This is a genomic window from Sorangium sp. So ce834 (genome assembly GCF_051521425.1).
Classification (GTDB): Bacteria; Myxococcota_A; Polyangia; order Polyangiales; family Polyangiaceae; genus Sorangium; species Sorangium cellulosum_D.
This window is the reverse complement of the sequence record NZ_CP150351.1, coordinates 12,339,997-12,354,026: the sequence shown is the minus strand read 5'-3', so window position 1 is coordinate 12,354,026 and position 14,030 is coordinate 12,339,997. Positions and strand designations below refer to the sequence as shown.

Genomic DNA, 14,030 nt, shown 5'->3' with positions numbered 1-14,030 from the left:
CATGCCGATTCGGCCCCCCGCGCTCGACGATCGCTCGTTCCACGACCTCGTGGAGGAGCTGGTCGCGCGCATCCCCGCCCACGCGCCCGAGTACACGGATCCCCGGGTCGGGGATCCGGGGCGGACGCTCATCGAGCTGTTCGCCTGGCTCGCGGACACGATGCTCTACCGGGCCAACCTCGTCCCCGAGCGGCAGCGCCTCGCGTTCCTGCGCCTGCTCGGCGTCCCCATGCGCCCCGCCGTGGCCGCGCGCGGGCTCGTGAGCGTGCAGCTCGACGAGGACGTCGCGGAGGCGCCGCGGATCCGGGCGCTCGCGCCGATCAAGGGCCCGGTGCCGTTCGAGACGCGGGACGAGCTGACCGTCCTGCCGATCACCGCCGACGCCTTCGTGAAGCGCCCGATCCGCGCCGAGGAGGAGAGGGCCCTCGGGCCCGAGCTGCTCGCCCAGCTGCCGCTCGCCTACGGCCTCTCGACGCGCGAGGGCAGGCCCGTCGCGCCGAAGTTCTACGTGACCACGCCCGTCTTCGCGGGCGGCGCGCCCGCGGCGGCCGGCATCGACGTGATCCAGGAGACGGTCGACAGGTCGCTCTGGCTGGCGCTCCTCGCCCGCAAGCCGGAGCTCGTGGGGCCGGCGCGCGAGGCGCTCGGGAACGACCCGGAGGGGCAGCAGCGGATCCTCAACGTGGGGATCATGCCGGCCATCGAGGTCCCGCGGCCGCTCGAGGACGCGGAGCTGTTCGAGCAGCTCGCCCGCCGCGGCCGCATCCCCCACGTCTGGGAGATCACGACGGGCCGCGCGACCGGCGGCTCGCCCGGCGGCGCGGAGATGGTCGCCCTCGAGGTGATCAAGGACGACACGAGCGGCCTCACCCGCCGCGGGGTGATCCGCCTGGGGCTGCCGCGCGCCTCGCTGATCGGCGCGCCCGAGAACGACGTGCGCAACGACCCGGCCGCCGGCCTCGGGGACCGGCCGCCGCGGATCGACGACGCCAAGATCGCCGGCCGCGTGGTCGCGTGGCTGCGCCTCCGGCCGATCGAGAAGGGGCAGCAGTCGCTGCGCCTCGGCTGGGTGGGCGTCAACGCGATCGAGATCGACCAGCGCGCCACCGTCACCGGCCGGATCATCGGGTCGAGCGACGACAGCGCCGATCAGGAGATGCAGCTGCCGGCCGCCAACGTCGACCCGGAGAGCCTGGTCCTGGAGGTCGAGGAGGACAACCTCGGGTTCGTGCGCTGGACGCGGATCGCCGATCTGGCCCTGGCCGGGCGGGACTCCGCCGTTTACACGCTCGATCCCGAGGCGAGCACCGTGCGCTTCGGCGACGGCGTGCGCGGGCGCATCCCGGGCGCGGGCAGGCGCGTGCGCGTTTCGGCGATGCGCGCCGGCGGCGGGCGCGCGGGCAACCTGCCGCCCGGGACCCTCAAGGACATGACCGCGTTCGACGCGAGGCCGCCGCATCCGCGCGTCCAGCGCAAGCTCAAGGTGGTGCAGAGCCTGCCCACCGACGGCGGGCAGGACGCGGAGCTCCTGGCGGAGGCCGAGCAGCGGATCCCCGGGATCCTCCGGCACCGGGACCGCGCGGTCACGGCCGACGATTTCCGGACGCTGGCCGTCGAGACGCCGGGCGTGGTCGTGGCCCGCGTCGAGGTGCTCCCGCGGTTCAAGCCGCACCAGCGCCGGAGCGAGGTGCCCGGCGTGGTGTCGGTGATGGTGCTGCCGTTCAAAGCGGAGCGGACGCCGCCCAACCCGCGGGCCGATCGGCCGTTCCTCGAGGCGGTGCACACGTGGCTCGACGCGCGGCGGCCGCTCGCGACCGAGCTCTACACCATCGGCTGCGAGTACGTGCCGCTCGCCGTCACCGTGGGGGTCACGCTGCGGGACGGCTTCCCGCGCGACGAGCAGCTGCTCGCGATCAAGGAGGCCGTGCGCCGGTTCCTGTGGCCGCTCGCGCCGGGCGGCGCCGGCTTCACCGGCTGGCCGCTCGGCCGCGCCGTGCGCGACCGCGAGGTGGAGACGGTGGTCGCGCAGGTGCCCGGCGTGTCCGAGGTCATCGGCGTCAACCTGTTCCGCAGGAAGGGGAGCGGCTGGGAGCGGGTCACCGAGCGGAACGCCACCGGCGGCTTCGTGCTCGCGCTGGAGCCGTGGCAGCTGCCCGAGCTGCTCGCGGTCGTGGCCGTCGCCGACGCGCCGCCCCCGGCCGACGATCCGTCGCAGATCCCGAACCCGTTCGCCGACGACGCGGACGCCGGCGTGGCCGTGCCCGTGGTCCCGGAGGTCTGCTAGCGATGGACGCGAACCTCCAGCGGCCGTTCCTCCTGGCCGACGACGAGCACTGGGCCAGGGTCGGCGATCCGCCGGGCGTGCACTACGATCGCGCCCGCAGGGTCCTGCGCCTCTCGTCGGCCCGCCGGGGGCTCTCGTGGCAGGAGGACGCGGACCGCGCCCGCTCCCTGGTCGAGCGCACCCTCGGCTCGATCGACCGCTTCGGCACCCGCGCCCGCTGGGATTCCGTGGGCCGGCGCGTGGTGGCCACGGGCGCCTTCCCCGACGAGGTGACGATCTACACGGCGGAGCCCTCGGTCCTCGTCCACGACGTGGCCGTCGGCCACGACGACGTGCTCTACCTGGCGGCGGGCGGGGTCATCCTCAAGGACCTGCGCAACCGCTGGGAGTCCGTGACCCTGCCGCTCGCGCCGCTGAGCGCCTGGCGCCTCGCGCCCATCCCGACCGGGGGCGTGTACTGCCTGGACCGGGTGCTCTACCGGATCGCCCGCGTCACCGGGCTCCCGCTGCGGTCGCGCGCGGCCTTCGCGTACACGCCCGACACCTTCCGCCCCAAGACGGACGATCCCGATCCGCCGCGCGCCCAGGAGCTCCCCGGGGCCACGTGGCCGAGCGCGGAGTGGCCGGTGGCGATCGCCTGCAGCCCCGAGGGGAGGCTGGCGCTGCTCACCTGGGTGCCGGACGCCGACGCGCACCTGCGGATCCTGGGCGAGGACGACCGGCTCGGCGCGCCCGCGCGCCTGCGCGGCGTCCGCTACCCGTACGGCATGGTCTGGGTGGGGAGCGACAAGGTCGCGGTGCTCGTCGCCCGCAGCGACGCGCAGGGCGCCGAGGAGGCGCCCGTCTACCCCGTGACGGCGGGCGCGGGCGCGGTGGACCCGGTGGGCGACCTCTACCCGCTCCGCGGCCTGTCGCCGTCGCGCGCGGACCGGCCGCTCGCGGCGTGGCCGATGTTCCTGCACACGACGCTGCCGACGCCGCAGGTCGCGACCCCCGAGGGGCCGCGGCCGCTCGTGCCGATCTCGTGGCCGAGCTTCGCGGTCGTGGGGGAGGCGCGCAACGACCTCGGCCACCGCGTGATCGACGGCGGCGACGCGCAGGCGGTCTGGCATCGCATCTACCTCGAGGCGGCCATCCCGCCGGGGTGCGGGGTGAAGGTCCTGCTCGCCGCGAGCAACGAGCGCGCGGTCCCCGGCCCGGAGGCGGCGTGGCACGAGCACCGCTTCGGCGCCGTCGCGGGCGACGCCGCGCCCGGCGTGCCGCAGGGCGTGTGGCTCTCGCAGCCGTCGGAGATCCCGTTCCACCCGGGGCTCCTGCCGTGCGAGCGGCGCCCCCACCGCGCGGGGACGTGGACCGCGCTCGTCCAGCGCCCGCAGTTCCGGGTGCGCTCGCTGGTCGGGCGCTACCTGTGGGTCCGGATGGAGCTCCATGGCGACGGCCGGAGCACCCCGGAGGTCGCCGCGCTCCGCGTCTACGGCGGCCGCCGCTCCTACGTGAAGAGCTACCTGCCCGAGCTGTACCACGAGCAGGTCTTCGGGCCCGACGCCGACGCCCACGGCCCCGACGTCACGGCCACGCCGGCGGACTTCCTGGAGCGGTTCCTCGGCAATTTCGAGGGGATCCTCACGTCGATCGAGGATCGGATCAAGCACGCATGGCTCCTCACCGACGCCTCCGGGGCGCCCGAGGAGGCGCTGGAGTGGCTGGCGAGCTGGATCGGCTTCACGTTCGCCGCCGCGGTCCCGGTGGAGCGGCGCCGCGCCCTGCTGCAGAACGCCATGGAGCTCTACCGGCGGCGCGGCACCCTCGACGGCCTCCGGCTGGCGCTCGACCTGGTCACCGACGGCGGGGTCGAGCGGGGCGACATCGTGGTGTTCGAGGATTTCCGGCTGCGGCGCACGTTCGCGACCATCCTCGGCGCCAACCTCGTCGACGTGGACGACCCGCTCCTGCCGGGGCTCTCCGTGAGCGGCAATTCGTTCGTGGGAGATACGTTGTTCCTCGGCGACGAGAACAACAAGGAGTTTTTGGCGCTGTTCTCGGCCGATCTCCCGGTCACGCCGGCCGAGGCGTCGGCCGTGGCGGAGCTCTTCGATCGGCTGGCGCACCGCGCGACGGTGCTCGTGCACAACGAGGTGAATCCGCAGGACCTTGGGCTCATCCGTCAGATCGTGGATCGCGAGGCGCCGGCGCACGTGGCCGTGCAGGTGCTGACGGCGAGCCAGCGGTTCCTGGTGGGGATGTCCTCGCTCGTGGGCGTCGACACCTACCTTGGCCGCAAGCCCGGCTCGCGGCCGGTGCGCGTGGACGCGAGCCGGATCGGGGGGCGCGACCGGATCGAGCACCTCCCCAGCCTGGATCCGCGGCTGGGCCACTCGCCGTCGTCCATGCAGCCCATCGCGCGCGTCGCGCCGGTCCCGCCGCGGGAGTTCGGCGCGCCGCTCACCCTCGACGGCTCGGCGTCGCGGGCCGCGCCGGGGCGGCGGCTGGTCCGATACCATTGGATGCTCCGGCGGTGAGCGGAGCGCACGGCGAGGAAGGCGGGCTTCATGGCCAATTTCGAGCAGAACAAACCGATAGAGACCGTCGAGAATCACGTGGAGATCACGCCGACGAACGGCCGGCCGCTCCAGCCGGGGCTGCACGTCTTCCAGCTCGTGGTGGAGGACCAGGCCGGCAATCGCTCCGCGCCCGCGAGCATCGAGGTCATCGTCCGCGACACCACCGCGCCGACCGCCGTTCTCCGGCTCGTGGTGCCCCAGAAGGAGAATCCCGACGCGTGGCCGGAGGCGGGGAAGCCGTTCGAGCTGTCGGCCGAGGGGTCGAGCGACTTCGGCGGCGGTCCGATCGTCAAGTATATCTGGACGCTGGTCTCGGCGCCGGTCAAGACCAGGACGCCGCCCCTCGTCATCGATCCGCCCCTCGTCATCGATCCGCCGGTGGTCAGGCCGCCCGTCGAGCCGCTGACTCCTGTCGTGGTCAATCCGCCGGTGGTCAGGCCGCGCGTCGAGCCGCTGAACCCGGTGGTGGTCAATCCGGCCGTCGTCAGGCCGCCTGTCGGTCCGATCAACCCACCCGGCCGCGATGCGCTCATCGGCGTGCCGCGTGACGAACCGATCGTCCAGCCCGGCGTCCCGCCCCGGCGGCGCGAGGATCGCTAGGCCATGGTCGTCCTCGAGATCAAGCCCGACGAGACCAAGGAGACCGACGACCCGCGCGTCCAGCTCACGCTGCGAGACGGCGTTTACCGCTTCCAGCTCGTCGTGGAGGACCAGGCGGGGAACCAGAGCAAGCCGGTGGAGCTGGACGTCGTGGTCCGAAACCCCGTTCGGTCGCCCTTTCCGCAGTGACGTCGCCCTTTCCGCAGTGACGAGGAGACACGATGAGCACGCGTCCCGACAGCCTGGACCAGCCGACCGATCCAGACCGCGTCTTCTATGAGCAGGGGGTCATGCTCGACAAGGAGGACTTCCGCGCCGAGCAGGACTACCACCGCGGCCGCCTGGCCCGCGCCCTGGCGTTCCTCGACGGCAGCGGCACCGTGGCGGGGCTCGAGGTCACCATCGTCCCGCCGCCGGAGGAAGGCCTCGACCCCGACGCGGAGGAGGTGCACGTGGCGCCCGGGCTGGCGCTCGATCGGATCGGCCGGCTCGTCGAGGTGCCGAGCATGCCGAACGCCCTGCCGGGGCGCTGCATCCGCCTGAGCAGGTGGCTGGAGTTCCAGGAGGCGGGCCGCGCCAAGGATCAGGCGGGCTTCGAGCGATCGGAGCGGCTGCGGAAGGCCTTCCACCCCGACGGCGACCCCGGCGCCGCGCCGCCCGCGCCGGGGCACCTGATCGTGGACGTGCTCCTCCGCTTCGCCGCCTGCGGCCGCGGCAAGACGCCGGCGTTCGCGGCGGGGCCGTTCGACGCGCTGGACGCGGTGCAGCCGTCCCGCATCCGCGATGGATTCGAGCTCACGCTCGTGCCGCGCGAGGAGGCGGAGCCGCCGCTGCCGCAGAGCTACTGGGCGGAGGTCGCGTCGCTGCCCCAGGCCGAGCGGGCCGCGCGGCTGCGCCAGCTGATCTTCGGCGCCTGGGACCGCTTCCGCCCGCGCAAGCGCAGCGACCCGTTCGCGAACGACCCTGTCGTGCCGGACTGGCTCGATCCCCAGAACGACAGACACTGGCTCTTCCTGGCGCGGCTCCGCATCCCGTGCACCGACGGGGGGATCGACCGTCCGGCGGTGCGAGACGCGACCCGCCCCGTGGAGGTCCGGAACGACGATCGCGCCTTCGTCTACACCGCGGCGGCGCTGGCCCAGCTGCTCATCTGAGGCGGGAGAGGGCCCGGGAGGCCCCACAGGAGGCGTGGATGATCGACGTAAAAGCTCTCTTCACCCCGTTCCGCAGCCTCGCCCGGTTGAACCTCGATCACCTCGACGCCCGGGAGATCGAGCGATACCGCCGGGCGGGGACCCTGGTGGTGAACCCAGCGCGGCGGCGCCCGCGCTACTTCGACGGCCGGTTCCTGGCCGCCCACGACCTCACGCGAGAGCAGGACTATTTCCTCGACCGCCAGGCCGATCTGGCCCGCGCCACGGGGCCGGGCGTGCTCCACGGGCTGATGGTCGCGCGGGTGGACGACACGACCGTCTCCATCTCGCCCGGGACCGGGGTCACCCCCGCGGGCCAGCTGGTGGTGCTCCGCCGCGACGACGACACCGCGGGCGGGCTCGTCGTCAACCTCGCCGACGTCACGCGGATGATGCAGCTCGACCGGGCCTTCCACCTCGACGGGGTGCCGAACGAGCCGCCGCGGCGGCGGTCCGGCCTGTTCGTGCTGGCGCTGCGCCCCGTGGAGTTCACCGCCAACCCGATCTCCGCCTACCCGACCTCGGTGAACGAGCGGCGGGCCGTCGACGACGGCGAGATCATCGAGGCGGTGGCCGTGACGCTGGTGCCCTACCGCGACGATCACGCCGAGCTGGACCCGCTGCAGCAGCGCGCCCACGCGGCCCGCCGCATCTTCGTCGAGCGCGCGGCGGGGGGCGTGCCCGCGGAGGCGCTGCCCCTCGCGATGGTCCACCTCGATCGGGGCTTCGTGATGTGGATCGACGTCGACATGGTGCGGCGCGAGGTCGGCGGAGAGCACGCCGGCGCGGCGGGGTTCGGCCTCGCCCCGCGCGGCCTGCGCGAGGCCTACGTGCTTCAGCAGGAGGCTCACCTCGTCGAGGCGATGAACGAGCGCAGGAGCCGCCCCGGCGGCCTCCACTTCTCCGCCGCCGAGGTGTTCCGCGCCCTGCCGCCGGCCGGGCAGCTGCCCTTGAAAGCCGTGGAGCGGGCGGGAGACCTGCGCTACACGCAGAGCTTCTTTCCGCCGCAGATGCCCTGCGCGATGGCGCTCGTGCCGGACGACGAGGTCTCGGCGCTGGTCGACGAGGCGCTGTGGCTCCCGCCCATCGATCTCATGGCGCCGCCCGGGGATCTGGATTTCACCAGCATCCTGGTGCTCGTCCCGGCGCCGCGCGAGCTGCTCGGGAGCGACCGCCGCCGCCTCACGGTCGAGCTCTCTCCGGCGGCGCCCGGCGTGCTGATCCGGCGGCAGCCCGTGGACGTGTTTCGCAAGCTCCTGCCGCGCCTGCCGATGACGGCGGCGCGCGGGCTCGGCACGCCGGCGGTGCGCCCGCCGATCGCCTCCGGCCCCGACCGCGCGCTCGAGGGGGAGGACGCGGAGCGCGATCGCGAGCTCGACCTCCGCTGGCAGCAGGCGCTCGACCGCGCGGCCGCCCTGGGCGAGCGCCTCTGGTACGTGCGCCGCCGGACGCTCCAGGGGCGGCACCTCGGCCTCGTGCCCGGGTCCGACCCGCCTCGGTTCGCGGATCCCGCCCGCGAGGACACGGTGCCGGCCGACTTCCGCGCCGACGAGTCGCACCCCGTCTCCGCCACGACATCCCCTCCGCCGGAGGAGTAGGCCGCCATGACCTCGCTTGTTGACCCCACCCTCGGTCCCGATCGCGCGTCGCTGGAGGATCTCTCCCCCGGCGAGATCCACGACATGGAGCAGGAAGGGACGCTCGTCGTCGACGCGCGGCGCGCCCGCTCTCACTACTTCGACGGCCGCTTCCTGGCCGCGCGGGATCTGCTCCGCGAGCAGACCTACTCCCTGTCGCGCCAGGCCGATCTCTCGAGCGCCGGCGCCTCCGGGGTGATCCGCGGGCTCGAGGTGCGCGCCGCCTCCGGCCGCCGGCTCGCGATCTCCGGAGGCCACGGCGTCACGCCCGCCGGCGAGCTCGTGGCGCTCGACGCGCCCGTCGTCGTGGAGGTGGACGACGTGAGCGAGCTCGCGCAGCTCGACGCCTCGTTCGGCCTCTCGACCGCGCCCGCGACGCCGCCCTCGGCGCGCACGGGCCTCTACGTGCTCGCGCTCCGGCCCGTCGAGTACGTGACGCGATCGATCGTCAAGTACCCGACGACGGTGGACGGCAGGCGCTCGAGCGAGCTCGCGGACATCGTGGAGGGCGTGGCGCTCACGCTCATCGCCTACCGCGACGACGCGACGGAGCGCGACCCCTGGAAGCAGCGCTCCCACGTCGCGCGGACGATGTTCCTGGAGCAGGCCGCCCGCGGGATCCCCCCGGAGACGCTGCCGCTGGCGATGATCTCTCTCGAGCGCGGCTACGTCCGCTGGGTCGATCCCTACCTCGTCCGCCGCGAGATCGGCGCCGAGCACGGCGGCGTGGTCGGCTTCGGCGTCGCGTCCCGGGCGCTGCGCGAAGCCCACCTCGCCCAGTACGACGGCCAGCTCCGGGAGCTCGTGGCCGAGCGGCAGGCGCGCGGCGGGCTGCGCTTCGCCGCCGCGGACCACTTCGAGGTGCTGCCCCCCGCCGGCCGGATGCCGGCGGCCGCGATCGATCCAAAGGACTTCACGCAGCACTTCTTCCCGGCGCAGATGGCCGTGGACCTGACCATCGTCACCGAGGACGAGGTCACCGTGCTCGTCGAGGAGAGCCTCTTGCTGCCGCCCATCGACGTCCGCGGCGACGCCGAGGATCTCGACTTCACGACCCTCCAGGTGCTGATCCCGATGTCGCGCGCCTCGCTCCGGCGCCTGCGCCTCGAGACGACGCCTCGGCCGCTGCGCCTCGTGCCGCCGCTCCTGGTCCGCCGCAAGCCCATCGACGTGCTCAACGCCCTCACCCGCAGGGCGCCCGCGCCGAGCGCCATCGTCACGGCGGATCCCAGGGCGCCGATCGAGGCTGCCTGGCGCGAGGCCCTGGCCGCCGTGAGCGACCAGCTGCTCTGGTTCGTCCGGCGCCGCACCCTCGAGCTGCGGGCCACCGAGCTGTTCGCTGAAGGGAGGAGAGAGAGATGAAGGTCACCCCCATCGAGAATCCCCTGGCCGGCGAGCGGGTGGTGGCCGTGCATCCTGCCCTCGCGCCGCAGGTGGACGGCGGGTGGCGCCGGCGGCTCCACCTGTACACGGGCCGCACGCTCAGCGACACCGCGCTCCAGGCCGAGCAGCAGGGGCGCGCGGGCCGCCTCGCCACGCTCGGGCAGGTGCTCTCGCCCGGCGTGGTGACCGGGCTCGAGATCGATCTCGAGCTCCGCGCTCCGTCCGAATCGGCGCCAGAGGGGCGCGCGTTCCTGCATGTGGCGCCCGGGATGGGCCTCGCGCCCTCGGGCGAGGACGTGGTCCTGCCGCGCGCCCTGCGCGTCGACGTCGCCCACCTGCGCGCGCCGCCGGGGTCGTTCGGGACCTCGCCCGACGACGCGTCGCCGCGGATCCCGCCGGGCACGAGGCTCGGTGTGCTCGTGCTGCAGCCCTCCGTGGTGCGCGGCGCGGGCAACCTGGATCCGACGAACCCCTGCGATTACGACGAGACCGAGGGCGCGTTCGCCGACGAGCAGACGATCGACGCCGCGCGGCTGCTGCTGCTCCCCTGGAACCCGGGCTGGGCCGAGCTGCCGGAGAGCGGATCTGCCTGGCGCAACCAGATCGCCTTTGCGATCTTCGAGCTCGAGCGGCTCCAGGGATCCGAGGAACAACACCCCTGGGAGGTCTTTGGCGTCCCCATCGGCCTCCTGGCGTTCGAGGACGCTGTGCCCGTGTGGGTGGACCGTTACTCGGTCGTACGGCAGGGCGGTAAGGCCAAGCGCCGGCGGCCCTTCGTGACCCACGACGCGCTCCGCACGGGGACGCCTTTCCTGTGGCAGGCGCGCATCCAGCAGTTCGCCGAGCAGCTCGCCGGCATGCCGCCCCTCGATCCCGTCTTCACGGGCCAGCACATCGCCCAGTTCGCCGCCCTGCCGCCGGCCGGGATGCTCCCCCGGGAGGCCATTTCCTTCGACCCGCTCGGGAGCGCGGCCAACCGGTTCTTCCCGGCTGGCTTTCGGATCAAGGCGGCGCCGCTGCCGCTCGAGCAGCTCGACCAGGTGATCCAGCGCTGCGCCTCGCTCGCGCCCCTCGACACCGCGAGCGCGGAGGACGTCCTGGTGATCGCGCCGGTGCCCCAGGCCGTGTACGAGCCCAGGTTGCTGATCGAGGAGCAGGTCGATCCCATCTTCCAGCGCAGCATCGACTGGTTCCAGTTCGAGCGGCACGGCTGGCGCTTCCGTCGCGCGCTGCTCCGGCGCGATCACGCCGCGCTGGTCCGCGCCGCGGACGGCGACGAGACGGTGCCCGTCTATCCCGACCCGGATCCCGAGGCCATCGAGCAGCCGGAGCTGCCGGCGCTCCCCGGCCGGCTGCCCGAGACGCTGCCGGCCCCCGCGACGCTCCAGGACTACCTGCGCGGCCTGCCGCCGCCGCCGGAGCCGAACGACCCGCCGACCCAGGCCTGGGAGGGCGAGGAGCGTTATGGAGTGGAGGGCGCCGATCAGGGCGTCGTCAGGGCGATGGAGGACCTGCGCGTCGCGCTCGGCATCACCGAATACGAGGACGAAGACCCCGAGTCCGACCCCGGCGATTCAAAGCCGGTACCGACGAAGAAGGTCCGGCGCGGCCGGGTGTTCTCCAAGGAGGAGATCGACGATCTCGAGAGCGGCATGGGGCTCGACGCCTTCATCAAGAAGATCGAGGCCAAGCTCGCGAAGGCGGACGACACCATCGATTTCTCGTTCCTCAAGGGGCACGCGAACATCTACCGGCTGCGGCAGTTCATGCTCGGCAACATCGCCGCCACGCGCCTCGCGTCGTCGCCGATCCTCACGTCGATCGCCAAGGGCGCGAGCGCCGCCGCCGTGACCGACGAGGTGAACAAGTTCTACCTCTCGGTGAAGGGGAAGCCGCCGCCCGGCACCGTCGTGCCGCCTGGAACGGCCGCGCCGCCCAAGACCGGCGGCACGCCCAAGCCTCAGCCCAGGGACCTGGAGCGGCGCGAAGCGGTGCCCGGCGGCGCGACGCCGAGCTCCCGGGTCTCCGGCGCGGTGACGAGCGCCTCGCTGGTGGGGTCGACGCTGGGCGCGAGCTCGGCGCGGCTCCAGCCGTCCGGCGCGGCGACGGCCGCTTCGCTGCTGGCGTCGGGCCGGGCCTCGAGCGCGACGACGAGCTGGACGTCGATCGCGGGCGCCCTGTCGGCCTCGCCGGGCGTGGCGTCGAGCTCGACGGGGATCCGTCCCCCAAGCGGCGTGGCGGGCGCCTCGCTGGTCTCGCCGGAGCTGTTCTTGCCCCCGTCGGCGTTCCAGCCCACGCCGTCCGCGACGCTCGACCCCGGCGTGATCGCCGACCTGATCACCGCTGGGGCCCTCCTCGGCGGTGGAGGGCTTCAGTTCCAGCCGTCCTCCGTGCTGCCATCCACGATCTACATGCCGCCGCCGCCGGCGCGGGACATCGTGCAGAAGGACCAGCCCATCGTCGGGGAGGGTGCCTATGACTTCCGGACGGTCAGCATCGCGGAGCGCATCGAGGCCTCGCCGGGGCGCGACTCAAAGAACTATGCGGTCGCGGCGCGGACCGAGGCGCTCGAGGCGATTCGACTGCTCAGCGACGAGAAGATGAACATCGAGGATATCCCGGTCTTCGGCGTGCCCGAGTGGGACAAGAATCGCCAGCCGCTGTTCCATCTGCCGTTCCTCAGCGTGAAGGGCGAGGAGATCGAGAAGGAGGAGGAGGGCGCGGTGGCGAACCCCCGCGCCGGGCTGGTCAAGCGGCTGCCCGCGCCGGTCAGCCTGGGTCGCGTCTTCAAGAGCAAGACGTTCGGCGGCATCGAGCGGATCCTGCGCGACCCGGCGGGCAAGGACGCCGACGAGGGCAACCTCTACTCGGACGCCGCGCTGATCGTCGAGCACGCGATCGCCACCTTGCGCGCGGTGGAGGCGCGCATCGTCGCGTATCGGGCCGATCTGGAGCGGTGCAGGCAGGCGCTCCGCGCGATCGACCAGAACAAGGACGCCGCCGCGAGGCGCCTCGCCGTGATCGGCGGGGAGCTCGGCGAGGTCCGGCACAAGCTGGCCACCACCCGCGCGCTGCTGCGCGACGAGCAGGATCGGGTCGGCCAGATCAACCAGCGCCGCGCCAAGGTCCTGAGCGAGCACCTGGGCTTCCTCGCCTACGTTCGCCCCCGCTTCGCCGAGGCGATGGTGGACGCGCCGATGTTGAGCCTGAACCCGGGGGTGTTCGCGGCCCCGGTCCCGGCCTGCCTGAACGCCCACTCGGACGCGCCCGAGGAGATCGATGAGATGGTGCAGCTCCTGCGCGAGGCGCCGGTGTCGTGGTTCACCGATGTCCCCCGGATCCTCGACAAGCTCGATCGGGTGGAGCTGCTCCACGGGACGCTGGCCATCGCCAAGATGCGCGCCCAGGTCGTGCGCGTGACCGAGGTGCAGCCAGCGACGTTCCGGCAGCGCGCGCTGCCTGGGCGCTTCGGGCAGGCGATCGTCAACGTGACCCAGGCGCAGCAGCGGGCCGTGGGGAACGTCCGCCTCCAGGTGGCGCAGCTCGACCTCGCCCGGTTCGTCGGCCTCGGCTGGAAGGAGACGCGCGAGCACGCCAAGCACGTGCTGTCGCTCGGCGACCTGATCGAGGCCAACCATGGGCGCTCGCTCGTCGCCGACGCGGCGGCGCGCGAGCTGTCGCAGATCGGCCGGATAGCCGGCTGCCTGCACGCCCAGGCGTCGGACGTGCTGCCCGCGATCCGCCTCGAGTGGGCCGAGCGGCTCAGCCAGTACGAGGGCGAGAACGTGCGCCTGCGCAACCTCGCGGCGCTCCCCCGGTGGGGCGAGATCCCCTATGTGGATCGCAAGGAGATCGAGGGGCTGGTCGACTGGCTGTACAGCCGGATCGACACCGCCCACGCGGAGGCGCTCGCCTGGATGAACGATCTCGTGCGGGTGTGCCTGCTGCTCGCCAGCCACGCGCCGGTCGACGAGATCATCGCCGGCGCGGTCGTCGACGACACGCCCGTGCATCCGGGCAAGACGGTTCCGGTCGCGATCGATCCGATCCGGGTGCGGCTCGGGATGAAGGTGATGTTCTTCAAAGGGCAGGAGATGGTCGCCCACGGGGTGGTCGAAGACCTCGTCGGCAACCAGGCCCGCGCGCGCGTCGCCGAGGCGAGCGCGCAGCTCGTGCTCCCCAAGGGGGCGACGGCGCGGTTCGTGGACCCGATGGCGCGGACGGCGCCGTCGTTTTTCCGAAAGGCGTAAGTGGGAGCCGCCCGCGCCAAGGAGCCGGACGCCGACATCCGTCTCGCCGGCCTCGACATCGATCCGGGCTGGGTTCCCTGGCTCGGCCGCGCCGTCCGCTCCCACCCCCTCGAGGGAGCCCG

At 73.4% G+C, this 14,030-nt stretch carries 8 protein-coding genes; all 8 read left to right on the top strand.

Going from position 1 to position 14,030, the window contains the following annotated elements; translation table 11 throughout:
- Position 1 precedes the first annotated feature (1 nt).
- The 8 genes from WMF20_RS45475 to WMF20_RS45440 are packed head-to-tail and all read left to right on the top strand — an operon-like array spanning position 2 to position 13,908.
- A complete protein-coding gene (locus WMF20_RS45475) occupies positions 2 to 2,284 on the top strand; it encodes a putative baseplate assembly protein (RefSeq protein WP_437608005.1) in 2,283 nt (760 codons plus the stop codon).
- 2 nt (positions 2,285 to 2,286) lie between these two features.
- On the top strand, positions 2,287 to 4,803 hold the full coding sequence (locus WMF20_RS45470) for a phage tail protein (protein WP_437608004.1): 2,517 nt from the start codon (positions 2,287 to 2,289) through the stop codon (positions 4,801 to 4,803).
- A 30-nt stretch (positions 4,804 to 4,833) separates the two neighbouring features.
- Positions 4,834 to 5,445, top strand: a complete 612-nt coding sequence (locus tag WMF20_RS45465) for a hypothetical protein (protein WP_437608003.1) — start codon at positions 4,834 to 4,836, stop codon at positions 5,443 to 5,445.
- A 3-nt stretch (positions 5,446 to 5,448) separates the two neighbouring features.
- Positions 5,449 to 5,634 (top strand): hypothetical protein, encoded by a 186-nt coding sequence (locus WMF20_RS45460; protein WP_129580087.1) that lies wholly within the window; start codon positions 5,449 to 5,451, stop codon positions 5,632 to 5,634.
- A 32-nt stretch (positions 5,635 to 5,666) separates the two neighbouring features.
- A complete protein-coding gene (locus tag WMF20_RS45455; protein ID WP_437608002.1) occupies positions 5,667 to 6,599 on the top strand; it encodes a hypothetical protein in 933 nt (310 codons plus the stop codon).
- A gap of 38 nt (positions 6,600 to 6,637) precedes the next feature.
- Positions 6,638 to 8,236, top strand: a complete 1,599-nt coding sequence (locus WMF20_RS45450) for a hypothetical protein (RefSeq protein ID WP_437608001.1) — start codon at positions 6,638 to 6,640, stop codon at positions 8,234 to 8,236.
- A gap of 6 nt (positions 8,237 to 8,242) precedes the next feature.
- Positions 8,243 to 9,637, top strand: a complete 1,395-nt coding sequence (locus tag WMF20_RS45445; RefSeq protein WP_437608000.1) for a hypothetical protein — start codon at positions 8,243 to 8,245, stop codon at positions 9,635 to 9,637.
- Positions 9,634 to 13,908: a hypothetical protein gene (locus WMF20_RS45440; protein WP_437607999.1), complete on the top strand. Its 4,275-nt coding sequence runs from the start codon at positions 9,634 to 9,636 to the stop codon at positions 13,906 to 13,908. Before WMF20_RS45445 ends, WMF20_RS45440 begins: the two co-directional genes overlap by 4 nt.
- Positions 13,909 to 14,030 lie beyond the last annotated feature (122 nt).